Origin of the sequence: Anaerobacillus sp. CMMVII (genome assembly GCF_025377685.1) — a bacterium.
Lineage (GTDB): Bacteria > Bacillota > Bacilli > Bacillales > Anaerobacillaceae > Anaerobacillus.
The window spans coordinates 133,419-157,987 of the sequence record NZ_JACEHK010000008.1 but is presented as its reverse complement, the minus strand read 5'-3'; the positions used below and the strand labels follow the sequence as shown (position 1 = coordinate 157,987).

The 24,569-nt window shown below is 37.0% G+C and carries 25 protein-coding genes and 1 pseudogene; 5 read left to right on the top strand and 21 right to left on the bottom strand.

The features are described 5' to 3' along the window. Positions 1-62: 62 nt before the first annotated feature. Both H1D32_RS11440 and H1D32_RS11435 read right to left on the bottom strand, forming a co-directional pair. Positions 63-404, bottom strand: a complete 342-nt coding sequence (locus tag H1D32_RS11440) for a hypothetical protein (protein WP_261178424.1) — start codon at positions 402-404, stop codon at positions 63-65. A 258-nt stretch (positions 405-662) separates the two neighbouring features. Continuing rightward, on the bottom strand, positions 663-1,181 hold the full coding sequence (locus H1D32_RS11435; protein ID WP_261178624.1) for a type 1 glutamine amidotransferase domain-containing protein: 519 nt from the start codon (positions 1,179-1,181) through the stop codon (positions 663-665). A 102-nt stretch (positions 1,182-1,283) separates the two neighbouring features. Here H1D32_RS11435 and H1D32_RS11430 point away from each other — a divergent pair, with 102 nt between their 5' ends. After that, positions 1,284-2,003, top strand: a complete 720-nt coding sequence (locus H1D32_RS11430) for a YwaF family protein (protein ID WP_261178423.1) — start codon at positions 1,284-1,286, stop codon at positions 2,001-2,003. A 688-nt stretch (positions 2,004-2,691) separates the two neighbouring features. Here the strand turns inward: H1D32_RS11430 and H1D32_RS11425 are convergent. The 4 genes and pseudogenes from H1D32_RS11425 to H1D32_RS11410 form a co-directional block, all read right to left on the bottom strand. Next, a complete protein-coding gene (locus tag H1D32_RS11425; protein ID WP_261178422.1) occupies positions 2,692-3,318 on the bottom strand; it encodes an exonuclease domain-containing protein in 627 nt (208 codons plus the stop codon). A 103-nt stretch (positions 3,319-3,421) separates the two neighbouring features. Continuing rightward, a complete protein-coding gene (locus tag H1D32_RS11420; RefSeq protein ID WP_261178623.1) occupies positions 3,422-3,808 on the bottom strand; it encodes a putative nucleotidyltransferase substrate binding domain-containing protein in 387 nt (128 codons plus the stop codon). Between the two features lie 222 nt (positions 3,809-4,030). Next, positions 4,031-4,290 (bottom strand): annotated as a pseudogene (locus tag H1D32_RS11415) (DUF294 nucleotidyltransferase-like domain-containing protein); the annotation flags it as partial. Positions 4,291-4,417: 127 nt separating this feature from the next. Next, positions 4,418-5,683 carry an ammonium transporter gene (locus H1D32_RS11410; RefSeq protein WP_261178421.1) on the bottom strand — a complete coding sequence of 422 codons (1,266 nt, stop codon included), beginning with the start codon at positions 5,681-5,683 and terminating at the stop codon, positions 4,418-4,420. A 305-nt stretch (positions 5,684-5,988) separates the two neighbouring features. Here H1D32_RS11410 and H1D32_RS11405 point away from each other — a divergent pair, with 305 nt between their 5' ends. After that, complete coding sequence (locus tag H1D32_RS11405) at positions 5,989-6,561, top strand: cell wall hydrolase (RefSeq protein ID WP_261178420.1); 573 nt, start codon at positions 5,989-5,991, stop codon at positions 6,559-6,561. A gap of 202 nt (positions 6,562-6,763) precedes the next feature. On the opposite strand, the gene H1D32_RS11400 is transcribed toward H1D32_RS11405, so the two are convergent. The 3 genes from H1D32_RS11400 to H1D32_RS11390 form a co-directional block, all read right to left on the bottom strand. Then, a complete protein-coding gene (locus H1D32_RS11400) occupies positions 6,764-6,934 on the bottom strand; it encodes a PQQ-like beta-propeller repeat protein (RefSeq protein ID WP_261178419.1) in 171 nt (56 codons plus the stop codon). Further along, a complete protein-coding gene (locus H1D32_RS11395) occupies positions 6,904-8,406 on the bottom strand; it encodes a PQQ-binding-like beta-propeller repeat protein (protein ID WP_261178418.1) in 1,503 nt (500 codons plus the stop codon). The genes H1D32_RS11400 and H1D32_RS11395 overlap by 31 nt, the downstream gene beginning before the upstream one ends. 172 nt (positions 8,407-8,578) lie before the next feature. Next, entirely contained in the window at positions 8,579-9,331 is a 753-nt protein-coding gene (locus H1D32_RS11390; protein WP_261178417.1) for a pirin family protein, read from the bottom strand. A gap of 248 nt (positions 9,332-9,579) precedes the next feature. On the opposite strand from H1D32_RS11390, the gene H1D32_RS11385 reads away from it, so the two are divergent. Further along, a complete protein-coding gene (locus H1D32_RS11385; RefSeq protein WP_261178416.1) occupies positions 9,580-10,062 on the top strand; it encodes a CarD family transcriptional regulator in 483 nt (160 codons plus the stop codon). Between the two features lie 432 nt (positions 10,063-10,494). On the opposite strand, the gene H1D32_RS11380 is transcribed toward H1D32_RS11385, so the two are convergent. From H1D32_RS11380 to gltC, 4 genes are all read right to left on the bottom strand, one after another. Next, positions 10,495-10,710, bottom strand: a complete 216-nt coding sequence (locus tag H1D32_RS11380) for a DUF6366 family protein (protein WP_261178415.1) — start codon at positions 10,708-10,710, stop codon at positions 10,495-10,497. A gap of 136 nt (positions 10,711-10,846) precedes the next feature. Next, positions 10,847-11,284, bottom strand: a complete 438-nt coding sequence (locus tag H1D32_RS11375; protein WP_261178414.1) for a hypothetical protein — start codon at positions 11,282-11,284, stop codon at positions 10,847-10,849. A gap of 255 nt (positions 11,285-11,539) precedes the next feature. After that, on the bottom strand, positions 11,540-11,695 hold the full coding sequence (locus H1D32_RS11370; protein WP_261178413.1) for a hypothetical protein: 156 nt from the start codon (positions 11,693-11,695) through the stop codon (positions 11,540-11,542). A 367-nt stretch (positions 11,696-12,062) separates the two neighbouring features. Next, on the bottom strand, positions 12,063-12,968 hold the full coding sequence (gene gltC, locus H1D32_RS11365; protein ID WP_261178412.1) for a glutamate biosynthesis transcriptional regulator GltC: 906 nt from the start codon (positions 12,966-12,968) through the stop codon (positions 12,063-12,065). Between the two features lie 201 nt (positions 12,969-13,169). Between gltC and gdhA the strand changes: the two genes are divergently transcribed. Beyond that, on the top strand, positions 13,170-14,552 hold the full coding sequence (gene gdhA / locus H1D32_RS11360) for an NADP-specific glutamate dehydrogenase (protein WP_261178411.1): 1,383 nt from the start codon (positions 13,170-13,172) through the stop codon (positions 14,550-14,552). Between the two features lie 60 nt (positions 14,553-14,612). Here gdhA and H1D32_RS11355 read toward each other — a convergent pair whose 3' ends face one another. Further along, positions 14,613-15,239, bottom strand: a complete 627-nt coding sequence (locus tag H1D32_RS11355; RefSeq protein ID WP_261178410.1) for a CAP domain-containing protein — start codon at positions 15,237-15,239, stop codon at positions 14,613-14,615. A 95-nt stretch (positions 15,240-15,334) separates the two neighbouring features. Continuing rightward, positions 15,335-16,141, bottom strand: coding sequence for an endonuclease/exonuclease/phosphatase family protein (locus H1D32_RS11350; protein ID WP_261178409.1), 807 nt, complete (start codon positions 16,139-16,141; stop codon positions 15,335-15,337). A gap of 203 nt (positions 16,142-16,344) precedes the next feature. On the opposite strand from H1D32_RS11350, the gene H1D32_RS11345 reads away from it, so the two are divergent. Beyond that, entirely contained in the window at positions 16,345-17,202 is an 858-nt protein-coding gene (locus H1D32_RS11345) for a glycosyltransferase family 2 protein (RefSeq protein ID WP_261178408.1), read from the top strand. A gap of 531 nt (positions 17,203-17,733) precedes the next feature. Here the strand turns inward: H1D32_RS11345 and H1D32_RS11340 are convergent. The 6 genes from H1D32_RS11340 to H1D32_RS11315 all read right to left on the bottom strand — a co-directional run bounded on the left by H1D32_RS11340 (position 17,734) and on the right by H1D32_RS11315 (position 24,423). Then, positions 17,734-18,783: a DmpA family aminopeptidase gene (locus H1D32_RS11340; protein WP_261178407.1), complete on the bottom strand. Its 1,050-nt coding sequence runs from the start codon at positions 18,781-18,783 to the stop codon at positions 17,734-17,736. Positions 18,784-18,815: 32 nt separating this feature from the next. Beyond that, positions 18,816-19,253: a GNAT family N-acetyltransferase gene (locus tag H1D32_RS11335; protein ID WP_261178406.1), complete on the bottom strand. Its 438-nt coding sequence runs from the start codon at positions 19,251-19,253 to the stop codon at positions 18,816-18,818. A gap of 73 nt (positions 19,254-19,326) precedes the next feature. Next, positions 19,327-21,111, bottom strand: coding sequence for an ABC transporter ATP-binding protein (locus H1D32_RS11330; RefSeq protein ID WP_261178405.1), 1,785 nt, complete (start codon positions 21,109-21,111; stop codon positions 19,327-19,329). Beyond that, a complete protein-coding gene (locus H1D32_RS11325; RefSeq protein WP_261178404.1) occupies positions 21,104-22,831 on the bottom strand; it encodes an ABC transporter ATP-binding protein in 1,728 nt (575 codons plus the stop codon). Before H1D32_RS11325 ends, H1D32_RS11330 begins: the two co-directional genes overlap by 8 nt. Before the next feature lie 268 nt (positions 22,832-23,099). Continuing rightward, positions 23,100-23,762, bottom strand: a complete 663-nt coding sequence (locus tag H1D32_RS11320) for a hypothetical protein (protein WP_261178403.1) — start codon at positions 23,760-23,762, stop codon at positions 23,100-23,102. Between the two features lie 280 nt (positions 23,763-24,042). Then, positions 24,043-24,423 carry a YccF domain-containing protein gene (locus H1D32_RS11315; RefSeq protein ID WP_261178402.1) on the bottom strand — a complete coding sequence of 127 codons (381 nt, stop codon included), beginning with the start codon at positions 24,421-24,423 and terminating at the stop codon, positions 24,043-24,045. Positions 24,424-24,569: the final 146 nt, after the last annotated feature.

Below are 24,569 nucleotides of genomic sequence, written 5' to 3'. Positions count from 1 at the left end.
CTACACCTCCGTTTCCTTTAGTAGATACCTCATATAATCTACGGATAATTTAATTGCAACAATTAGACATATGATCGAGGTAATCCTGTCGCTAGTAAAACTGTCCAGTCACCTAATTCATGCTGAAATACGTTGTATCCAAGGTTAATCAAATAAGCCGCTGCAAAAAGAAACAATAGGATTGCTAAAATTTTAAGCTTTTGAAATGAGGCAAATAGATCAGCGAAAAAAATGATGCTTGTAATAATCATGGCTTGCATAGCTACTTCTTTTGTGAAGGCAAAAATAGCTTCTAGCTCCAGATCTTCAAATAGATAAAACTCTCTTTGGTAAACGATATAAAAAGATAAGAATGTAAGCATGTAGGAGAACAACCTGCCCCACTTTATCGTGCCTTTTTTCATTTTCCCACTCCTTTTATTCCACTTTTTAACAAGTTCATTTTTATTATACTTTAATTTATTTGCAATGTTGAAATGTTTTTCAATGAAGGGAGTTTTGTTGATTATAGTAAGCACTAACTACCGAAAAGGAACTGGGACCACGCCAACAAGCTGTGTTTTATCAAGGAATAAGAGCGTCTTACTTTTTTGACCAAGATTGGCCGAGTGATGGCCAGATAAAAAATCCCACCTCCTACCATTAGGAAGTGAGACTACTGATTATTTTGCAGCTAGAACTCGAATAAATTCTCTCATATAATCAGGTAAATCAGGTGGTCGTCTACTTGAAACTAGATGACCATCAACAACTACAGCTTCGTTAAACCAGGTAGCTCCGGCATTGATCATATCGTCTTTAATGCCTGGAGTACTCGTAACGTTCTTTCCTTTTAAGATATCTGCTGAAATTAATACCCAGCCTGCATGACAAATTTGACCGATCGGCTTCTTTTCGTGGTCCATTTCTCTTGTCATGAGGAGAACTTCCTCATAGCGACGTAACTTATCTGGAGACCACCCTCCCGGAACTAACAACGCATCATAATCATCAGGATTAATATCTCGAAAAGCTAAGTCACTCTCAATTGGGACACCGTATTTTCCAATGTATTTCACATTAGCTTCTTCTCCAACAATATCCACTTTTGCTCCTTCTTCTCTTAATCTTAATACTGGGTACCATAATTCCAAATCCTCAAAATCATCACTTACCAATTGAATGACTTTTTTCCTCGTAATTGCACCTTAATTCACCTCTTCTTTTTTGTCTCTATATTAATACCCAAAAAAAGAGAGGATTAAGCTTAAAAAAGAGGAACACTACACCTAGAGGTGAGACTATTGAAACCATTCATTTTTGACCCTGGGACACATATTGATAGAAATCTTTTTTTATCTTTTGAACACCTAATGACCTTGTATATATTCGGTTGCTTAGTTGGCTTACTATTTCTATATCGCCATCATCAAATCATGAAACACGTTCGGTGGATTTTATTCGCTACCCTTGTTCTCTCGGAAGTTAGTCTCCTAACTTGGACCGTTAGAACTGGACTATGGGACATTCAATATAATTTACCTCTACATCTCTGCACGATTAGTATTTTTTCAAGCACTTTTATGTTGGTTACCAATTCATCTAAAGTTTTTGAAGTTATTTATTTTTTCGGCCTTGGTGGTGCGTTTCAAGCAATCATTACACCAGAGCTTTTCTACACCTTTCCACATTTTCGTTTTTTACATTATTTCATTGCACATTTTGCCATTATCTTAGCGATTCTTTATATGATTTGGGTTTGTAAATTTTCAATAACATTCCGGTCAGCCATTAAGGCATTTCTTGTTTTAAACGCCCTCGCTGTAGTTGCCTTTATAGTAAATCTACTCACAGGTGCAAACTATATGTATTTAGCTAGAAAACCAACTACACCAAGTATCCTTGATTGGCTCGGCCCCTATCCTTGGTATATTCTTTGGCTTGAAGTTATCGCTATTGTTTTATTTTTACTGCTTTGCCTACCGTTTTACGTGAAAAAAACGATGTCAAAAAATACCAATTAATTAGCATTCACAGGGAATTCGCAATGTCGTCGCTTTTCACACTTTCTAACAGTTTAAGGTACTATTCAGACGATTCGAACCTCGTTTTTCCAGTTTATTACAGATTGAGGCTCTATCCAGTCCGAATCGAACACCGTTTTTACAGTTTATTACAGATTGAGGCTCTATTCAGTCCGAATCGAACACCGTTTTTACAGTTTCTCACAGATCGATGCTCTATTCAGTCCGAATCGAACACCGTTTTTACAGTTTATTACAGATCGATGCTCTATTCAGTCCGAATCGAACACCGTTTTTACAGTTTCTTACAGATTGATGATCTATTCAGTCCGAATCGAACACCGTTTTTTACAGTTTCTAACAGATCAATGCTCTATTCAGTCCGAATCGAACACCGTTTTTACAGTTTCTTACAGATTGATGATCTATTCAGTCCGAATCGAACACCGTTTTTACAGTTTCTAACAGATCAATGCTCTATTCAGTCCGAATCGAACACCGTTTTTACAGTTTCTTACAGATTGATGATCTATTCAGTCCGAATCGAACACCGTTTTTACAGTTTCTTACAGATTGATGCTCTATTCTGTCCGATTCGAATACCGTTTTTACAGTTTCTTACATATCAAAGTCGCTATTCCCCCTGATTTGAACCCCGTTTTTTACAGTTCCTTACCGAATGAACTTATTATTTAAGTTTAGCAAGGTAAGAGTATACATCTTGTAAAGATTGATACCCTTTTTCCTCTACCAAACGTACGCACTCCACCCACAATTTCGCTGTGGCTATTGCATCATGTAGCGCATGGTGACGTTTCTTAATACGAATTCCATAGGAAACACACCAGTCATCTAACGTAATATTTGGTGAATGTGGCTCAACAATTCTCGTTAAAAAGGAAGTATCAATAACTCGATGTTCAAAGCGTGTTTTTAAGATTGCCCAAGTCACATGCTGCATAAAACTTCGCTCATGATTTGCATGATGGGCAATAAGGGGATCACTTTGTACAAAAGCAAAAAAATCTTCTAATACCTTAGTTATTGGTGGTGCCTTAAGCAACTCCTCTTTTAAAAGACCAGTTAAGTCGGCTATTTTTTCCGGCGGCCCCTGTTCATTGTAAATGAGAGAATAAAATGTTTCTTCCTCAAGTACCTCTCCCTCTTGTATTTTCACTGCACCAATTGATAAAATCTGATCACCATTATGAGGATAAAATCCTGTTGTTTCGATATCAAAAACAACGAGCTTTAAGTTTGAAAAAGGTATCGCAAGAACATCCTGCTTCTTTATTTCTCTCTGTAATTGTCTCAAAAAGCAACATTCCTAAGTTCATTTTGGTTCGCAAGAGATGAATAAGAATTAGACCCTAATTTTCCTGGAATTTGCCGTAAAAATTGCATCATCTGGTTCATATTCATCGTGAACACCTTTGATTAATGATATCCTTTGTTTTTAAAAATAGCCTACGTCCTCGTTTCATCATTTCTTTTAAGGCTTCTTTTTCCCTTGCATTCATCGATTTTACTGGCAGTAAATGTACTTTTTGATAACTACTAGCGTTCTTCTGATAATATAAACGGTAATTCAAAAGCTTAAAAAAATCATCTTGATACGCTTTTATTTCTTGATAATTATCCGGTAAAAGGTTAAATCGTTCAATCGTACTAGAATGTAAGATGCCTTCAAGCATAGCTAATAATCGAAGTGAATTTACATAAGGAAAAAAAATGGTTTGTTTTACATTAATCGTTCCAGCTGCGTCTCCTTTTTCTTCGGGTAAAAGCTGCCCAAATATGCCCATTCCTTTTTTGATAAAACCAACATTCTCATACAATCTCTTATATAATGCCGGCGCCAAAGTCAGCTGTGCAAAAGCGACTTTTTTTAAGTTGACCAGTAGTTCATCCTCACCTATCAAAACACGTGAATCAAAGAAAGTTGTAAAATATCGCAGCGATTCCCAGTCTGCTTCATGCAACCAAGCTTGAATTTGCTGTTGCCAAGAGATTGTTGATTTGCACCAACGTGGGTTCTGTGCCATCACGTTACCTTCACATTGTTCATAACCAACGATCGTTAACCCCTTCGTAATCTCTGCTCCTAATCTTAAAAATATTCTTGAAAATCGCCAGAACCCTCCCAAACAAGACCATGATCTTGGTCACTCCAGACCGATTGTTCCATTCTTCCCGCGCTACCCATAACAAAGAAAGCAAAGTGAGTAGGGGGCTTTCCCCACTCACTTTCTACTTTTTCTAATGCGATTTGAACTGTTCGCTTCATCAAATCATCATGAAACGTATTTAACTTTTGAAAATCACAAGAAACTGTCTGAATCGTTTTTTTACGCCAATCCTTTAAGTGCGAATAACTTTTCAAGAAAATCATTCTCCTTACAAATGGGCTTATATTAAGCTCCTTTGCTCGTTTTTTCCGGCATGCTTTCAGGATAACCGTAACTTCCGTGTTCGCTTAAGTCAAGGCCGATAATTTCCTCTTCTTCCGTCACTCGGATCCCACCCATAACTCTATCCATTGCTTTTAAGATAAGGTAAGATACGATAAAGGCGAACGCACCACAGGCAACTACCCCCATAATCTGTACTCCTAATTGACCGAAACCACCACCATAAAGTAACCCTGCAGAACCTCCATTTAACGCTGCCAGTTCTGGTGTTGCAAAAAAGCCTGTTGAGATTGTTCCCCAGACACCTGCTACGCCATGAACGGATAGTGCGAAAATAGGGTCATCAATTCTTGCCTTTTCAAAAAATTTCATACTGAAGAATACGATTAACCCACCGATCAGTCCAATCACAACTGCTGCCCATGGCGCTACAAACGCACATGATGCTGTAATTGCAACAAGCCCTGCTAATGCCCCATTTAGAGTGGTTGGGATGTCAGCTTTTCCAGCAACAGCCCAAACGATAAACATTGCGGCAATTGCTCCAGCTGCTGCTGCTAACTGTGTGTTTAGGGCCACATAACCAAAGAATGCATCCTCTACACCTAGCGTACTACCTGCGTTAAAGCCAAACCACCCCACCCAAAGAACTAAAACACCTAAAGCTGTATATACTTGGTTGTGACCAGCTAAATCATTTGCTGAACCATCTTTGTTGTATTTTCCGATACGAGGTTTTAAAATCATTGTTGCAGCTAAAGCCGCCATGGCACCTGTTAAATGTACAACAGTCGAACCAGCGAAGTCTTGTTTACCATGATCAGCCAACCAGCCACCACCCCAAATCCAGTGAGCGACAACTGGATAGACAAAAGCTGAGAAAAGGATTGCAAAGATTACATAAGCTGATAACTTTCCTCTTTCTGCAAAGCCTCCAAAAGCAATGGTTAAGGCGATGGCCGCAAATGCTAACTGAAACATAAAGTCTACTGAGCCAGCTAATCCATCGACTACGCTTGTGAAATCACCATAGAAAAAGTCAGACAAGCCAATAAAGGTATTTCCTTCACCGTAGATGAAACCATACCCTACTGCCCAAAAAACAAGAGAAGCGACACCCACTGTAAAAATCGTCTTACCCGCAATATGTCCAGCATTCTTCATTCGGGTTGAACCTGCTTCAAGTAAGATAAATCCACCTTGCATTAATAAAACTAGTGTAAAACAAATGATAATCCAGACATTGTTCATTAAATAAATTGGATCCATATTCAACACCCCTTTAATTTTTTCTAGTTAACTTTTCGTTAACACCGCTTATTAAGTGTTATTATATATTTCTGAATTTTCACTACAACAAACTTGGTAACTAATCTAACAAACTACTTTCCTACAATAACTTTGTAAGCGTTTTACTTATTGATTTGACGCGTTTTTACTACGCCACCTTTTTCTTTCTCATTTTTCGACTGGAATTTAAACCAGTGTTTACCTAATGAATCTCCCCTATTAATCTGTTAGTCTAGTAAACGAGCTAGAAAAAAACTAATAGATTAAAGCGGAGGTATTATACAATGCGTAAACTAATTATGACTTTTTCACTAGCGTTGTCGTTATTTTTTGTCGGAGGCCAACAAGCAGATGCTTCAACAGTGCATTCTGTTAAAAGTGGTGACACCTTATGGCTACTTGGCAACCAATACGGTGTATCGGTAAATGCAATTAAATCAGTAAATAATAAAACGGGAGATACTATTTTCGTCGGTGAGCGTTTAACTATTCCTTCTTCTGTTACAGCGGCTGAAAAGCGCCTAATGGCTCAATTAGTAACAGCAGAAGCAAAAGGTGAACCATATGCTGGGCAAGTTGCCGTAGCAACAGTTATTTTAAACCGCGTAGATAGTTCACAATTCCCGAACACAATTAATAGCGTCATCTATCAAGCAGGACAATTTACACCAGTCCGTACAGGTTCGATTAACCAAACACCGACTGCTTCTGCAATTCGTGCTGTTGACGAAGCGATTGCCTTTAGAGGTCAAGGACGAGGATCATTATTTTTCTACAATCCTGCGATTGCTACAAGTCATTGGATTGCAACTAGACAACACACGATTACCATCGGAAACCATGTATTTGCAAAATAATTAGAAAAGCGCAAGCGCCATACGAAGGCGCTTGCGCTTTTTTTTAAAAGATAAGAATGTATAAAATTTCAACGTAATAATTGTCTAGCTCCACCGCCCAGCCCCTCGAGGTCAAATAACCTTCGATAATAAAGTGAAAGAGCCCACTTTTTTATCGAAGAACATTTGCTTGTCGGGGCTACCTAGGGCGCTTGCGCCTTTCTTATTTAACTGATTGAATTTCTACTCCATAAAATTTACCACCACGAGTCCCAACGACAATCATATTTTCAAAAACAGCTGGCGATGATTCAATATTTGCCCCCAAATTAATTGTATCAATGATCTCACCCGTAGAGGCATCTAAAAATACATATTCCCGATCGAATCGCACTGAACAACAAAAGCATTCCCATGTTCATCATAAACATCTACAGGAGAAGACCATGCATAATGAGGCATTTCCCATCGCCAAATTTCTTCACCGGTTTCTTTATGCAAAGCGACCATTAGTCCTGAGTAACGCTGTTTATACCTTGCAAGTGTATAGATGACGAGCTCATCGATATTTTTTTTGCCAATAACAGGACTTGCTAATACCCCACCATTGACACCATCGTAATAAAAAGCAGGATACTTTACATCCCAAACAACTTCTCCTGTTAAAGCATTTATTTTTCGAATATGAGCATCACCATCTTTGCCAATGATATCTACTTCTGTTCCTGTATACAGGTATGGCGTGCCATTACTGCTATCAATGCCAATCGTCGAGTCAGTGTCATCTAAAGGGCCTAACGCAAAAAATGGACTCATTGTCGTTAAATCAATTCCTTGAATGCTACCACCATTATCTGCAAAAAATGCAAGGTTCCCGTAAACTGCCACTGAATTCTCAATTCCTTGATGATTATTCCCTTTTATTTTATAACGATATTTCACAGGTTCTGGATTAACTGATATCGTCTGATTAGCCAGGTCAAAGTTTGTATTAAGTTTCGTTTGATAAAATATGCCGTTTTCACCAGCGCCGACTAGCGTATCAGTTAGACGGTTTATTAACGGAGAGCTGTCAAAAGCCCCCCAATTTCGGTATGCAAAAGGATCTTCCCCTTTTAAGAAATACAACTCAGTACGATTAATTAGGTCGAAAATCCGTTGTCCAAATGGTGCTTTCTGATTAATACCATCACCGACATAAAGAAGCGGATACCCCCGCGAATCGACGGAAACGCTACCTTTTATTGGATTACCAATTGTAATCGGTGTGCGAGTTTTTTCCCCCGTATTTAAGTCTAAAAAATATATATTCCCATCAAGTGAACCATAGATAATTTCAACAAAATCGTCATTCCTTTTGAACGATTCCTTAATGTCCATCATTTCTCTTACTTCATTTGACCATTTCACAATACTTGGTTGACCGGTCCAACCGGAACCTCCGCCCCATCTTGGGCTTGCGCCTGTTTGAAAGCTCCAACGTTCCTCTAACTTAAAGCTCTGACCTGAATAAATTAACCCATATGCTGGTCTATCTCGTAAATGGCTGCCCCGGAAGGTTAAGATCCCCTCTACTTCAGTATACAAGTCCGGAAAGGATGCAACACCTTCAGAATGATAGGTCTCAACACTCTTGCCCTGGGACTGAATCTCGTAATTGATTAATGAAAGATCTCCAGGTTCTACGTCGAATATCTTTTGAAAATCATGATTGAAAATACTGTAATTCCTAGCTTTTTCAATTTGAGGTCGCGTTCGCTCTATTGTTTTTACATTTGTACTATCATTTGTTGTAGAAATAGAGTTACATCCTGATGCAACAAACGCAAAACATAATCCAAACATAAGAATATCTCTTTTTTTCATAGAACACCGTCCATTCTTTTTCTGACGCTCTTTTCAAAAGGACCGCGATGGCTCTTTTGAGAAGACACATTCTAACTTCCAATGTTATATGTATGGTAGGAAGTCCAAAAAAATAATTGGTTAAAAGAAATAATCCTAAAAAAGTAGCGCTAGAATTCTCTAGCGCTACTCACTACTTTCTCAATAAAGGATAGTCAACCTCAGTTGGAACAACAATTGCAATATATCGGGCATTCTCGCCTATATTGGCTTCAATATTAAGATCACTGCCCTGATCTGTCGAAATAACCATAAACTCTTTATGAAAAAATTCATGTTCGTTGACTTTCCCATTTCCCCGTATAGCTAGGATGGCTACGCTATAATTTGCTTGTAACGGAAAAGTCAGGCTTTGCCCTTGCTTAATTTCGATATCAAATAATTGTACATTAGCCACTAACTCTACAGGCGAGCCTTCCCCAATTACTGTTTTAATCCGATACGCATCAGTCTCTTCGACTGGTAGCTGTTCATGATTAAATTGGTGATACGTTGGCTTTCGTTTCAAAGCTTCTCTAACGAAAGGTTCGAACCAAATTTGAAAGCCTTCCATATTAGGACCAACAAATCCTTCTTCATGTGAAACCCCTGAACCTGTTTGCATAATTTGAATTCCACCTGGCCCAACCGTACTTTTTGTTCCTAATGTATCTCCATGTTCTGCTTTACCATTGATCACATACGTAATGATTTCAAACGCTTGATGTGGATGTAGTGGTATATACCCCGCTGTTTCAGCCTTCGCCCAAGACCAGTAAAAAAGTGGTCCAACTCTTTTTACATGTGCACCCTCACCATGAAAGCCAATAGGTTTTTGTTCAGTAATTTTCCCTCCATCAAATTGCCCCGTTCCCTGTTGTATAGGTGTATAAGTTTGAATGTTCATTATTATATCTCCTTCTATTTTTCCCTTAATTTTATTTATCTTGAATTCAAGATTATTTTACAAGAGATCCAATCTATTGTCAAACTACATAACTCAATCCTATTGTAGAAAATTGTCAAAAAATTTATTAGCTATATCCTTTTTATGGATATTGACATGAATATTTAATTCATGTTATTATAAAATATTTTACTTCGTAAATTAAATGTGTTATAATAATAAGATAACTGATTTCAGGAGGTGGTCTTATGTATTCAATAGGTGACAAGATTTTTTATCCAATGCATGGCGCAGGAATTATAGAAGCCATTGAGGAGAAGGAAGTCTTGGGAACAAAACAGCTTTATTATATTATGAATCTATCTCTTGGAAAATTGAACGTCATGATTCCAACACAAAAAACAACAAGGCTTGGGATTAGGGAAATTGTAGACTCTAGTGTTATGGAAAATGTTCTCACTCTCTTTTCTAATGAATCCGAAGTTGATTCACCCAGTCATCCAAATCAAAGATATCGCAACAATATGGACAAAATGAAAACAGGCGATATTTTCGAAGGGGCTCGCGTGATTCGCGACCTAAGTCATATTAGCAAAAAGAAATCTCTAGGAACTAGCGATAAATTGATGCTGAATAATGCTAGACAAATTCTCATTAGCGAGCTTGTCCTTGTGAAAAACATGGAAGAGTCACAGGCAACTGATTATCTTAATGAAGTAATTAATCAATAGATGAAAATAGTATGGACTACCGAAACAGGTTCCGTTGAGAGGTGCACAACTTGTTTTGACACTAATTTTCATTAAATTGACAACTAAGAAAAGCGCAAGCGCCCTGGGTAGCCCCGACAAGCAAATGTTCTTCGAGAAAAAAAGTGCGCTCTTTCACTTTTATTCTCGAAGAACATTTGACCTCGAGGGGCTGGGCGCTGGAGCTAGACAGTTATTACGTTGAAATTTTATACTTTCTTAAACTATAAAAAAGAAGCATTTGCCATCTTTTTTACATTTATGGAAAAAACGTTGTTCAACTAATGCTCACTTGGTTGGACAATTTTCATTTTAGTTAATAAACAGTTGTTTTAACATACTTCTCGATGATTTCATGTTGTACCAGGATTAATGAATTTGAGTCGAATTTTACTTGTGCAAATAAAGCCTACATTAGTTGAAGTACAAGGATAAAATTATATATCCAACTATGATTAAAATAATTAAAATCCCTGTGCCTTTCCATCCAAAGCTACCGACTAAATCAACAAGACTACCACTTTGAGCACGGTTAAACCCGTCTCCTATATTGCTTGGAAGATTTCTTTTGATTTCTTCTTGTCTTAATCTTTCTCGCATATCCTCTGGTTTTTCTTTATTGTCCCTCATTAACTTCTCCCCTTATTTATACTCTTGTTGAACATTTCTACCTTAATGTTTCAACAAAGGAGTTAAAGCGGCTGTCCCACTAAACCTCTCGTTAATTTGAGTAAACCCCTCACACAGCCCTTATTTCGCCTCACTTTTACATGTCACTTTGTTCTTCGTACAAGTCAAACCTAACTAAAATACCCTTAATAACAAATTTGCCGTCTACCAAATTTCCAAATCTGTCTCGTTGTTCCCAACCAACAGTAAAATTGACTGGAACAGTTATTTTTTCTCCATCAGGATCAGAGATTTCCATGTTGTATGAGAAGACATATTGGTTGCGTATTTCATCTTGTTTATAGATGTATGCCTTTCCTTCGTCCTCTTTTCTTTCAACGGTGTAATCATTTGAACGATCGTATGATTCAACGAGTCTGCTTCCCAATTCCAGCACTTCATATGGCACTCTTTCATGACTGACTGTTTTTAAGTAGTCATACATATATACCCCGAAGAAATTATGCAATTCAGGTAGATGCACCGAATAATGCTCTACCGCTTTGTCAACATTTCCTGCCTTCATATGTGCCAAATAATCTTCAAGCACCTCAATTGATTTCTCTTCATCACTTTCAGTCTGTTTAGATGTATTTGTCCCACATCCTACTAAAACAAAGCGATTAAGGCAATTGTAACTACTAGAATAATATTAATTTTCCTGTGCATTATTAACCTCCAAATCTAGAAATAAGACCTTATATTTATATTACTGCTCAGTACTGAAAAAAATAGGAGCGCCAGCCTTTTTCGCTATCCCTTCCGTTACGTAAAACTATTTTTATAGTAATTAAAAGATAAAATTTTTTATGACCAAAAATCCATATATTAATGCAGTACAAATTGAAATAAATAAAGCAACCATTACAAAACCATATACTAAACCTTTCACCATTGAAAACAAATCTAAGAACATATTTTTAAAAATATCTACTACCTTAGACATTACTCTCCTCCTGTATAACATTGATACATGAATCCATAAAGCTTCTTTAAGTCATCTGCTTCAATAGTAACAAAAGCGACATTCCATATTGACCTATTTCTATTTTAACGTATAATTGACAATTACTGTTAACAATTACCAATATCATTGGAATTCTTTTGATCACCTATAAAGAGAATTGGAGATCATTTTGGTGAAGAATTAACACAGGAAATGGCTTCATTTTATCTCTTTCCACCTGAAGAAGAACTGCCTTTTACTAGAAAATTTTAATGCCTTTCCTATAAATACTTTGATATTACAAAAAAAAGCGTTAAAACTGTTTTCCGTTTCAACGCCAATTCTTTGTGATTTAATTTTTCACCCATTATTTACTAAATCCACCAAGCATCGAGTAAAAATCCTTTAAGAACTCATAAAATAACTTTTCTGTTGGCAAGAGTTCACGTTCCTTTGGAATAACAACACCAACAGACCTTGTGACTTCTGGTTCTGTAACCGGCACCTTGACCGTAGATCTTGGGCGATTATCAATAAGCGTGATCTCAGGAATAAGCGTGACACCTAACCCAGCTGAAACTAACCCCTTTATAGCATCAATATCATGACCTTCAAAGGAAACCTCTGGCTGAAATCCATTTTGCTTACACGCATTTATTACGATATCTCGTAAAACAAACCCATGTGGAAACAGTACAAACTGATCTTCGCGTAGTTGACTAAGTGAAATGGATCGATTACCAGAAAGCGGATGATTTGCTGGTAATAATGCGACAAACCTTTCTTGAAATAATACCTCACTTTTTAACTTTTTTTCTTCTTTAGGAACTGGTCCTAGAACTGCAATATCAATTTCACCAGAAACAACTGCGTCCTTTAAATAATAATACGTTCCTTGTACGAGCTTGAATTTCACTTGTGGATAGCGGTCTCGAAACGCCGAAATAACGGTAGGAAGCGTGTAATTTGCTAAACTGCTCGGAAACCCAATCCGAATAGTTCCTCGCTCAGGATCTAAAAATTCCTCAACTTCCCTTTTAGCATTATCAATGACCTGCATTGCTTCCTTCATGTGTTCTAGAAAGACTCTTCCAATTGGAGTAAGCTTGACATTTCTCCCCTCACGAATAAACAATTCTACCCCTAGTTCTTTCTCAAGGTTAAATACTTGCCGACTTACAGCGGATTGTGCTACATGCATAACATTGGCAGCATCAGTAACATGCTCCCTTTTCGCCACTTCTATGAAATACTGTATTTGCCTTAACTCCATAAAGACCAACCTCTTTTTTCTTTATCTAATTTTGATATAGATTATATCTAGAATCCGTATTGTTTTAGATTATTCCATAATTGTATCATATTACACAAGGAGATTGTCAGAAAACCTATCAAAACTGATTTAATTATCTGAATATTAAATAAAAAATCTAACATATCATACCAATTAATTACGATTAGGGGAGTGGATTTAATGGCTACTGTACAAGAGAGAACTCAAGACCAGCTTCAAATTGCGAAACAATACGTAAATGACGTTTTTGAAATAGTAAAAAAACGTAACCCAGGCCAACCGGAATTTCACCAAGCGGTAAAAGAGGTGTTTGCATCTTTAGTTCCGATCCTTGCTAAAGACCCTAAGTATATTCAACGTAATATCCTTGAACAAATTGTCGAACCTGAAAGAGTGATTTCGTTTCGTGTCCCATGGGTAGACGATCAAGGAAGCGTTCAGGTTAATCGTGGATTTCGTGTTCAATATAATAGTGCTATCGGTCCTTACAAAGGTGGATTACGCTTCCACCCTTCAGTAAACGAGAGTATTATTAAATTCTTAGGATTTGAACAAATCTTTAAAAATTCTCTTACTGGCCAACCAATTGGTGGTGGTAAAGGTGGCTCTGACTTTGACCCTAAAGGGAAATCAGATAACGAGATCATGCGTTTTTGTCAAAGCTTTATGACTGAGTTATCAAAATATATCGACCCTGATACTGATGTACCAGCGGGTGATATTGGAGTTGGCGCTCGTGAAATCGGATTTTTATTTGGACAATATAAACGTTTACGAGGTGGCTACCCTGCCGGTGTCCTTACTGGAAAAGGTATCGGGTACGGCGGAAGTTTAGGACGTACCGAAGCAACTGGGTACGGCACAGTTTATTTCGTTCAAGAAATGTTAAAGGATCAAGGGGATAGCTTTGAAGGAAAGAAAGTTGTTGTGTCCGGATCTGGTAACGTGTCTATTTACGCGATCGAAAAAGCACACGAGCTTGGGGCAAAAGTTGTTGCTTGTAGTGATTCAAATGGGTACGTATATGACAAAAATGGTATTAACCTGGCGACAGTTAAACATATTAAAGAAATTGAAAGAAAAAGAATTAGTGAATATGTAAAATATCATCCGGAAGCCGAATATCATGAAGGTTGTACTAATATTTGGATGGTCCCTTGTGACATTGCTCTTCCTTGTGCAACCCAAAATGAAATAGATGAAGTAGCGGCAAAGCTTTTAATTGCAAATGGTGTAAAAGCAATTGGTGAAGGTGCAAACATGCCTTCAACTTTAGAAGCGATTGACGTATTCTTAGAAAATAAAGTTCTCTTCGGCCCTGCTAAGGCAGCCAATGCTGGTGGCGTAGCTGTTTCTTCACTTGAAATGGCACAAAATAGTATGAGGCTTGCTTGGACATTTGAAGAAGTAGATGAAAAGCTACATCAAATAATGAAAAACATTTACAGAAGCAGTATTGAAGCAGCTGCAGAATTTGGGCAACCAGGAAACTTAGTTGTTGGTTCAAATATTGCTGGTTTTAAGAAGGTTGCAGATGCGATGATCGCACATGGTGTGATTTAAGCTAGGAACCGATAATGGTACAAAGAAGACCGTCACTTAGGACGGTCTTCTTTACTTTTATTAGCGAGCTTTAATAAACATTTGTACCCATGCTCCATGGTAAAAACCAACACCAATGGTATCGTATTGACCATTTAAAATATTGGCACGATGTCCTGGAGAGTTCATCCAAGAATTCATAACAGCTTCAGGAGTTTTTTGCCCTTTCGCAATATTTTCTCCTGCTGCTGAATAGCTAATGCCAAATGTTTTTAACATATCAAATGGCGACCCATAGTTAGGGCTATTATGTGAGAAATAATTTGACTTAATCATATCCTCAGCTTTTTTATGTGCAACATTTTTTACATCAGCTCTATGTGTAAGTGGACTTAATCCGGCCTTACGTCTCTCTTGATTCACTAATGAAACAACTTGGTCTTCGAATGTACTTGAATGTTCCGCAGATGCCTTCAATCGAATAACTTCACCTACATGCATATTCGTAGGTACAATTTCAGGATTTAGCCTCATTAGTTCTCTGTAATCAAGACCATAACGTTTTGCTATAAACCAAAACGTGTCTCCTCTAGAAACTTTGTAGTGCTCAAATGGTGGCTCTTTAAAAAATTGGATATTTTGAGCATGAGATACTACCGGAAGACAGAAAGTAAATAGTAACACTGCTACTAAAATTCTTTTTAACATTGGGACCTCCATAACTTTTATTGAAAGAAACAGTTGTTCTTCCAATTATAGTTTGACTAGTTCTTATCTTTCTATGTGTAGAAAAAAATTGAAAATTATTCGGTTACCAATTGTAGAACACCGACTACTGGAAAATGATCCGAGGCAACGCTTTCAAAAACTGTTACATCTTTTACACTAAAATGTGGACTATGAAAAATGTAGTCGATCTGCCAGTCTTCTTTATGAAACGTTTGTAACGCAATTCCTTGATTTGTTTTTATTAAATATTCATTCCAGTGTTGATATTCATTCATTTCCAGTGTCGAATTTAAATCGCCAGTTAAGATAATCGGCTTGTCTATTCCCGCCAAAAAGGTTTTAATCAGCTCAATCGCCTCTAAACGTGCTTTTTTGTCTAAGCCTAAGTGAGTATTTATCACATAGATCTCTTCACCGTCTGGAAGAAGTAATTTACCCATAATTGCGGTACGGTTTTCTCCACTATTAAAAAAGGGAATAATGTTTGAGTCAACGATCGGAAATCTTGATAAAATAATATTCCCATAATAAAAACCTGGGTATGCTAAAGATGGGTAATATAATAGATCCATCTTTAATTCCGAAGCAATACGATTTGCTTGGTCGTAAAAGTTAGAGCGAAAACTATACCGTTCAACTTCTTGCAAAGAAATGATATCTGCATCGATCTCTTTTAAAATATCAATAATTCGATTTAAATCAACTTTGCCATCTATTCCTTTTCCGTAGCGAATATTGTAAGTAACAACCGTCATTTCATCATTGAAATCGTGAGCTATTCCACTTTGCCATGTATATACCGACCGAAACTGCTCATGCATATAAACAAATATACAAAGTAAAAATAAAGTAACAAAGATGGTCCAAAAGCGGTTTTTCATTAAAATCGCTCCTCATTTCAAATTATCTTTATTTTCATTATACTAGAATAGTTAGAATAGTTAGTATGCAAATGTTTCCATTCCACTAGTTTACTATTATGTTAAATTGAAAGGAATAAATGGTTGTTTTTCTGTTCGCCTTTTGAGAAGATGATTGTGGCTAAAAGCATATAAAATTTGAAGAAAAAAGGGTTGATTGTCTCATGCTTATACTAGCAATTATAACTTGTCTGTTTTGGCTCGCTGTATTCATCGATTCCTACATCGGTATGAAAAAACTAGATAGTCTTGCCGACGTTCAACCAATTAGTTATCTTGGAAATCCGTTAGTTTCCATTGTTGTTGCGGCAAAAAATGAAGCAGAACATATAGAAGGTAGTCTTCGATCTCAATTAAAACAAACGTATAAAAATATTGAATGGATTGTCGTCAATGATCGCTCTACGGATCAAACCGCAGAACTCATTGAGAACTTAGCAAAAATTGATAATAGGGTAAAACCAATACACATTACTACCCTACCTAATGGTTGGCTAGGCAAAAACCATGCACTATATCAGGGGTATTTAAAAGCAAATGGAAAGTACCTTTTATTTACTGACGGCGATGTTTACTTTAAAGAAGATACGATTGAAAAGTCACTCACTTATTTTATTGACAATAACATTGATCATTTAACACTTACACCCGACATGAGTGTTAAACCTTTTTGGGCGAAGGCGTTTGTTACATTTTTTCTTTTTGGATTTTCTTACTTTAAACGTCCATGGAAAGCAAATGATGATAAAAGTAAAGTCGCTATTGGAATAGGTGCTTTCAATCTCTTATCTAGAGAAGCCTACGAAGCCGTTGGTACCCATCAAAATATTGCGATGCGCCCTGACGATGATTTGATGCTTGGAGTAAGTATAAAAAAAATGGGGAGAAAGCAACGGATTGTGAAAGGACAATCACATTTAGATGTGGAATGGTATCCTTCATTAAGAGAGGCAATAATCGGACTCGAAAAAAACACGTTTGCTGGTCTTTTTATAATTACTTCATGGTCTTATTTGCAATAAGTGGCATTTTCATTTCACAAATTTGGCCCTTTCTTGCTCTGTTTTTGACAAATGGAGTTACTCAAGTGCTATACTTACTTTCGATATTCCTGCTTTTTTTAGTATATCAACAAACAGCAAATGTAATGGCAAAAGGAGCAATAGTATACTTTATAGTTTTCCCGTTTTCTGCACTACTTTTCATTTACTGCATTGTTCGAGCTACATTTTTAACAATAAAGCGCGGTGGTATTGTCTGGCGCGGTACGTTTTACTCGCTTAAGGAGTTAAAAAAACAGCAAGGTACTTAATAATAAAAAAATTAAAATCAAGCGGACGTACGTTCCTCTATTTCTGCAAAAAATAATGTTTATTGGATTTTTTGGACATACGTTCCTCTATTCCACCTTTTTATGGTCATTTATGATGATTTTAGGCAAAATAAGTGATCGTATGTCCCTAATAATCAAAAAATCGCAAAAACAGCAAAATAAGGGAACCAATGTCCGTAAAAAGAAGATGATAGATAGAATCACATTGCTAGGACGAATTTTAATCGTTGTTAAACTTATATGGCAGTTCTTTTACAAGTCGCCCTTTTCGACCAGTGGTCGTCTTAGCCTTAGTAAGGGAGTTTAAGATTGCCTCTTCAGTAACATCTGATACAGCCTCGAACACCTGGTTCATCAAAGTAGTATCTTCCCTAAGCTCAAGTTTTGTCTCGAAAAAACGATCCGTAAAATGGTCAATTGTTTTTGCTGTTGAAAAAACAATAACAATATCACCACTCCCATGGCTAATATGGCTTCCAGTTCTTCCTAAGCCAATGGTCGCTCGCTTAGCAATCCGTTTCAGCTGACGGTCACTCAATGGTGCATCGGTTGCCAGAACGATGATGATTGAACCATCTGTCAAATACTCAGTTGGTTGTTCTAATCCTTCGTTTTGCCAATAACGAAAATCTTCTTGTTTGCCGAAATTTGATAGAACAAGGCAACCAATTGTATATGTTTTTGTTTCAAAGTTAATCATCCTTGATGAACAGCCAATCCCTCCCTTAAACCCAAAGCAAACCATCCCAGTTCCTGCACCAACCGCCCCTTCTTCAGCTTGCTCGTCTGTCGCTTTTTCAATCGCTGCCACTGCGTGTTCAGGTTTAATCGGAAATAAGCGGATGGAATTTAGATAGCTGTCATTACATTCCCCGACGACAACATTGATTGTTCCAGTTGTATCACCAATTTCGGGACTCTGATGAATCATGTACTGCAAGGTACCTTGAGACACGGCTGGTACCCCGAATGTATTTGTAAGCATTATCGGTGATTCTAATTGCCCTAATTCATCGATTTGAACGAGTCCAGTCGTTTTACCGAAACCATTAATCACGTAACTTGCTGCGATTACCTTTTCCCGAAACACGTTTCTACTATGTGGTAAGATCGCTGTGACACCAGTACGAATAGCTTCCCCATTTGGCAAATCCTTTTGTAAAGTTACGTGACCAACACGAACACCTTTAACATCGGTAATACAATTTTTTTCACCAGTACGCAATTTACCAATCTGTATACCAAGTTCTCTCATTTTGGTTCTAGCCATTTATCGAACCACCTTCGCTTTCTAGTAGAAATTTAGCTTTTTAGCATATCAACATGAGGAATTCCGTCCTCTAGGTATGTTTCTGATATCGGATTAAAGCCAAATGATCCATAAAAATCTCGTAAGTGGTCTTGAGCTTGAATTTTAATTGCTGTTTCTGATAATTCTGTATTGATAAAATGAATTGCGTTACGAAGTAGCTCTGAGGCTACTCCTTTCCGTCGATAAGCTTCTTTAACAATCACTCTACCAATTGATACTTGGTTGTATTTCAAAGCCTTAGGCAGAATTCTACAATAAGCTCTTATTTCCCCTTCTTCCTCATAAAAAAGATGGTACGACTCTTGGTCTAAGTCGTCTAACTCAGGATAAGGACAATTTTGTTCAACAACAAAAATGTTAATTCGTTCCTTCATAATTTGATATAGCTCTATATTGGTTAATTCAAGGAATGTTTTTGTTTGCCACATATCTATTTCATCCAACTTTCTATCTTTAGTCTCGTTTTTAAGCTTGTAAAAACAGTCTCCTGAGCGGAGACTGTCAGATCGCATCATTTTTTAGATGACCATGATATAGCTCATAATAAAAGCCTTTGTTTTTCATCAATGAATTGTGCGTTCCTTTTTCAAGAATTTCCCCTTCATTTAGCACCAAAATTTGATCGGCCTGCTGAATGGTATTCAGACGATGGGCAATGACAAAACTGGTACGGCCAGCCATAAGCCTAGTAAGTGCTTCTTGAATTTTTATCTCTGTGATAGTATCAATACTACTTGTAGCTTCATCCAAAATTAATATTTTCGGTCGAGAAAGAATGGCCCTAGCGATGGAGAGAAGTTGTTTTTGGCCCTGACTAATCCCAGCACCGTCTTGTGATAACACGGTATCGTAACCTTTTGGCAGTTTTACAATAAATGAATGAGCGTTTGCAAAATTTGCAGCTTTTATTACTTCTTCATCCGTAGCTTCAAGCTTTCCGTACCTGATATTCTCACGAATCGTACCTTCAAATAAATAAGGGTCCTGAAGCACAAAACCTAAATGCTGTCTAAGACTTTCACGAGTAATAGACATCATATCTCTACCGTCAATTGTAATAATTCCTTGGTCAGGATCATAAAAACGACTAAGTAAATTAATAATCGTTGTCTTACCAGCGCCGGTCGGACCAACTAGGGCAACCGTTTCACCAACCTTCGCCTTAAAAGACACATCATGAATCGTTTGCCCACTTTTTTCATAAGAAAATGATACGTGACTAAACTCGACGTCTCCCTTTACATCTTGAAGCTCGATGGCATTGTCCTGATCGGTTTCTTTTTCTTCATCAATAACCTCAAAAACTCGCTCAGCCCCCGCAACCGCAGAAAGTAGTGTATTGTATTGGTTTGCCAGATCATTTAACGGTCTCGTAAATTGCCTTGAAAATTGAGTAAACGTTACGATAATTCCGATTGAAACCAAACCGTTTAACGCAAGGATCCCACCTGCAAACGCGATGATTGTAAAACTTAAGTTATTTAAGACATTCATGAGTTTTGGTATAAAGCCTGAATATGCTTGTGCATAATAACCGGAATTTTTCAGGCGTTCATTTCTCTCCATAAATTGCTTGATAACCTTCTCTTCTTGTGAAAAAGTCTTTACTACGCTTTGCCCCGAAATCGTTTCTTCAATATACCCATTCATATCGCCTAAATTACGTTGTTGTTCACGAAAATATTTTCGCGTTCTCGTTGTGATCCACTTCATTCCAAAATATAATAACGGAATAATTGTCAACGTTATTAACGTAAACAAAGGACTAAGGTAAATCATAAAGGCAACCGTTCCGAAAAGCGTCAGAACACTAGAAAAAACTTGAATGACCGAACTGTTCAACGTACGACTGACATTTTCCATATCATTTGTTAGCCTACTCATCAGTTCTCCATGTTGCTTCCTGTCAAAATAACTAATTGGTAAACGATGAAGATGGCGGAATAAATGCCTACGCATTCGATAAACCGTGTTTTGTGCAATACTAATCATCAAATAGTTATATAGCCAGATAGCAATCGAGTTTACAATATAAATTAGGGAAAGAAATACTAATAACTTTAATAAGCCTTCGGAATTGCGAGTTTCAATATACTCATCAAAAGCAAAGCCAATTAAATATGGTCCTAACAAAGATAACACGACACTTATCAAAACTAAAAATAATACAAGAGATATTAGCGCCTTCTTCTCCGATAAGTAGACCCAAATTCGCTTAATTGTCCCCCATACATCTTTTGATTTCGGTGGTTTCGCTTTGTTGGTAGAAGTAGCATGTCTAGCCATTGCTTACCACCTCCTCATGTTGTTGAGAATGATAAATTTTTTGATACATTGAACTAGTTTCTAATAATAATTGATGATCCCCTTCACCGATTACCCTTCCATCTTCAAGGAGTAAAATCTTATCAGCAACCATAACCGTACTTATTTTTTGTGTAATAATAAAAGTTGTACATGAAAGTTGGTTGATTGCTTCAAGTATCTTTCCTTCTGTTTTTAAATCTAAGGCACTTGTACTATCATCTAGCAATAAGATTTTCGGCTTACGGATGAGGGCTCTTGCAATTGACAAGCGCTGTTTTTGTCCACCTGAGAGATTGACTCCCCTTTGTCCGATAATTGTATCGTATTGATTAGGAAGTTTAACTATTGTGTCATGGATTTGAGCAGCTTTTGCAGCTTCAATGATCTCTTCCATTGTGGCATTTTCTTTTCCCCAACAGATATTCTCGCGCACTGAACCTGAAAAAAGTCGCGCTTCCTGTGGTACAAATCCAATTTGATTCCGTAAATGAGTTAACTTTAATTGTTTTATCTCAAGATTATCAATGGTAATAACCCCACCAGTTGCATCGTAAAGTCTAGGAATTAACTGCAATAACGATGTTTTTCCAGAACCAGTCGCTCCAAGAAGCGCAACGGTTTCTCCTTGCTTTACTTCAAAGCTTATATCACTTAACACCTCTACATCAGTATCAGGATACTGGAAGGAAACCTGATCAAACTTTACGTTCCCGACAAATTTTTCATCTGGTAATAACTCATCAGCGTCGACTAGGTCAATATCCGCTTCAAGGACTTCTTCTATCCTACTAGAAGAAGCTTTCGCACGAGCTAGGTTCATCAAAATAAAAGAGAAAACCGAGAAAGCAAACATAATTCGCGTAGCATAATTGACTAACGCAACGATTTCACCAATATTGGCTTCACCCGTGTTTACCTGAAAGCTACCAAACCACAAAACAAATAAAATGCTGATGTTCATAACTAACAACAGTACAGGCATCGTTAATTCTATTAATCTCAAGGCACCTATTGTATTATCTTTTAATTCTTGACTTGACTTAGCAAACCGATTTTGTTCGTGATTTTTTCTTAAAAAAGCTTTGATTAGACGCATACCTGTCAAATTTTCTCGCATCACACTGTTTACTGAGTCTAATTTATCCTGAACCTCACGAAATAGCGTTACTCCTCGACCCATTAACCAAACCATGAAGATAAATAATAACGGCATCGTAACAACTAAAATTAAAGCAAGCTTCCAATTTACAATTAACGCCATTACAACTCCACCAATCACAAGTAGAGGTGCCCGAGCCATAATACGAAGACCCATAAAGACTAGACCCTGAACCTGACTGACATCGTTCGTTAACCTTGTGATTAAAGAGGAAGTTGGAAATCGATTTAAATTAGCAAATGAAAACATTTGAATTTTATCAAACAAGCTCTTTCGAATATCATAGCCAAAGCCTTGACTAACACGGGCAGAGTAAAAAGAATTCACTATCCCTGCTGCAAAACCGATCATTGATAAGCCAAGCATTACACCACCCCATAGCATTACTACTGAGAGGTCATTTTTTAGAATTCCTTCATCAATAATTTTTGCCATTAATAACGGGTGCCATAGCTCAACAAATAATTCTACAAGCATGAGGAATAATGCAATATAAATAGGATTTTTATAAGGTTTTAAGAACGAAAGTACTTTTAACATAAGCTCCCCCAGAGAAGTCTTTCAGAATAACTTCATTTCTAATGAATTTCATCATTTAAATCTATATGTATAACTTTTTCTATAAGTTTAAATCTAATCGCAGAAATATTCAAATAATATCCTTTTTTAAGTTTAGAGTTTTGAATGCTGAGTTTTCTCTGAGAGAATTCAACGTACTACTATAAAAAGAGCCTCTCTACATAAGAGGCTCTTTCACAGCAGCATCGAATTGTGCTTTCAACAACTCAAAACTCTACACTCTAAACTATTAAGAAGGATCAAAGCCTTCCATAGCATCCATGTTATTTTCAATTAACTCAATAATAGCTCCTGCTTCTTCCTTACTAAAGATGAAATTAGTTTCGTCTTCAATGGTTTCGTTGTCATCTGTAAAAATGCGGTTGACGCGGTGAAGGATGCCATCACCTGTTTCAGTTACAACTCCAAATCTATAAGTTACTTCTACCTCATCTAAGTATGAATAGGCTAATACCTCAGGAGTTGTCCATTCAACATCAACTACAACATCATACTCCCCGCCATCTGTAAATACTTGCTCATCATCCTCTTCGAAAATTTCTTCATCATCCATTTCATCATCGTCTTCATCTTCAACTTCTGTATCCATGAAATTATGGAATACTTCATGAACTGCATCAAGAATTTCTTCGATGTCGGGAAGAATTTGGCGGTACGTTTCCCCCAAGGTTAAATCAAACTCTTCCATATAAAATTCTTCATTGTGGGGGTCGAAAAACAATGTACAGAAAACTTCACGGTCATCGTCCTCGAACTCGACATAAAATTCAATCTTTGGGTGTTTAGCAGCTCTGTCAATCCGCATATGTCCTATTTCATCATAATCCTCACAAATCGATTCTAAGTTATCTTGCATTTCGCTACATACTCGATCAAACCATTCTAATGACATATAAACATTCCACCCTTTCAAAGTTTTACATGTTTATTATGCCTATCTTCTTAATTGTTGAGCATTCCATATTTATCCAATCTAACTAGAATTGACTTTATTCCAATAATTAAAAGTTTAAGCTTTAGGGCTCAACACTTAATATCAAGTTAAACTTGATAAAGAATGTGTACAACAAACGAACAAACGATTAAAACGACCCCAATGAAGAATGTACTTTTCATCAATTAAGTTAAAGAACCTATTGTTAACGTGATATCAACAAAAGACAAGTTAAAACCTAAACAACCCTTTTCCCTAGAGGAGCAAACGAGATAAAGGCTAGCTTAAAGTGAGCGAGTCCAAAAGGAATTCCAATGATTGTTAGACAGCTAGCAATTCCCGCAGTTAAATGCGCGATGAACAGCCATACCCCTGCTAAAATAATCCAGAGAAAGTTTGCCAAACCTGTTCCGAAAATTCTAGTCCCCCCAAGTGTTCGAACATCCACTAATTGCTTACCAAAGGGAAAGGCTGAAAAACGTGCGATCGTAAAAGCTGCCTTGGCAAAAGGAATCCCAACAATCGTAATTGCCATGAGTACCCCAAATAAGAACCACAGGATACAAGAAACAAGGCCACCACCAAAAATAAACCATAATACATTTCCTATAAAAGCCAAAATATCCCCTCCTATTTTTACATCTTATGAATTGAGTCTTGTTTTAGCGCTAAACTGTTCAGAAAAATGAGATTGTACAAACGCGATTTTTACTGTCCTATCTAATTTTAATAGTTATCATCAATAAAAAGTTTTTTGTGTACCGA

Excerpts from the sequence above, each read along its gene's own strand:
- H1D32_RS11405 (WP_261178420.1), top strand. The coding sequence starts at position 5,989 with ATGCGTAAACTAATTATGACTTTTTCACTAGCGTTGTCGTTATTTTTT.
- H1D32_RS11345 (WP_261178408.1), top strand. The coding sequence starts at position 16,345 with ATGCTTATACTAGCAATTATAACTTGTCTGTTTTGGCTCGCTGTATTC.
- H1D32_RS11325 (WP_261178404.1), bottom strand. The coding sequence starts at position 22,831 with ATGTTAAAAGTACTTTCGTTCTTAAAACCTTATAAAAATCCTATTTAT.
- H1D32_RS11330 (WP_261178405.1), bottom strand. The coding sequence starts at position 21,111 with ATGGCTAGACATGCTACTTCTACCAACAAAGCGAAACCACCGAAATCA.
- H1D32_RS11335 (WP_261178406.1), bottom strand. The coding sequence starts at position 19,253 with ATGTGGCAAACAAAAACATTCCTTGAATTAACCAATATAGAGCTATAT.
- H1D32_RS11395 (WP_261178418.1), bottom strand. The coding sequence starts at position 8,406 with ATGAAAAAAAGAGATATTCTTATGTTTGGATTATGTTTTGCGTTTGTT.
- gdhA (WP_261178411.1), top strand. The coding sequence starts at position 13,170 with ATGGCTACTGTACAAGAGAGAACTCAAGACCAGCTTCAAATTGCGAAA.
- H1D32_RS11380 (WP_261178415.1), bottom strand. The coding sequence starts at position 10,710 with ATGAGGGACAATAAAGAAAAACCAGAGGATATGCGAGAAAGATTAAGA.
- H1D32_RS11340 (WP_261178407.1), bottom strand. The coding sequence starts at position 18,783 with ATGGCTAGAACCAAAATGAGAGAACTTGGTATACAGATTGGTAAATTG.
- H1D32_RS11420 (WP_261178623.1), bottom strand. The coding sequence starts at position 3,808 with ATGGGCATATTTGGGCAGCTTTTACCCGAAGAAAAAGGAGACGCAGCT.
- H1D32_RS11350 (WP_261178409.1), bottom strand. The coding sequence starts at position 16,141 with ATGAAAAACCGCTTTTGGACCATCTTTGTTACTTTATTTTTACTTTGT.
- gltC (WP_261178412.1), bottom strand. The coding sequence starts at position 12,968 with ATGGAGTTAAGGCAAATACAGTATTTCATAGAAGTGGCGAAAAGGGAG.
- H1D32_RS11355 (WP_261178410.1), bottom strand. The coding sequence starts at position 15,239 with ATGTTAAAAAGAATTTTAGTAGCAGTGTTACTATTTACTTTCTGTCTT.
- H1D32_RS11370 (WP_261178413.1), bottom strand. The coding sequence starts at position 11,695 with ATGTCTAAGGTAGTAGATATTTTTAAAAATATGTTCTTAGATTTGTTT.
- H1D32_RS11385 (WP_261178416.1), top strand. The coding sequence starts at position 9,580 with ATGTATTCAATAGGTGACAAGATTTTTTATCCAATGCATGGCGCAGGA.
- H1D32_RS11410 (WP_261178421.1), bottom strand. The coding sequence starts at position 5,683 with ATGGATCCAATTTATTTAATGAACAATGTCTGGATTATCATTTGTTTT.
- H1D32_RS11390 (WP_261178417.1), bottom strand. The coding sequence starts at position 9,331 with ATGAACATTCAAACTTATACACCTATACAACAGGGAACGGGGCAATTT.
- H1D32_RS11440 (WP_261178424.1), bottom strand. The coding sequence starts at position 404 with ATGAAAAAAGGCACGATAAAGTGGGGCAGGTTGTTCTCCTACATGCTT.
- H1D32_RS11320 (WP_261178403.1), bottom strand. The coding sequence starts at position 23,762 with ATGTCATTAGAATGGTTTGATCGAGTATGTAGCGAAATGCAAGATAAC.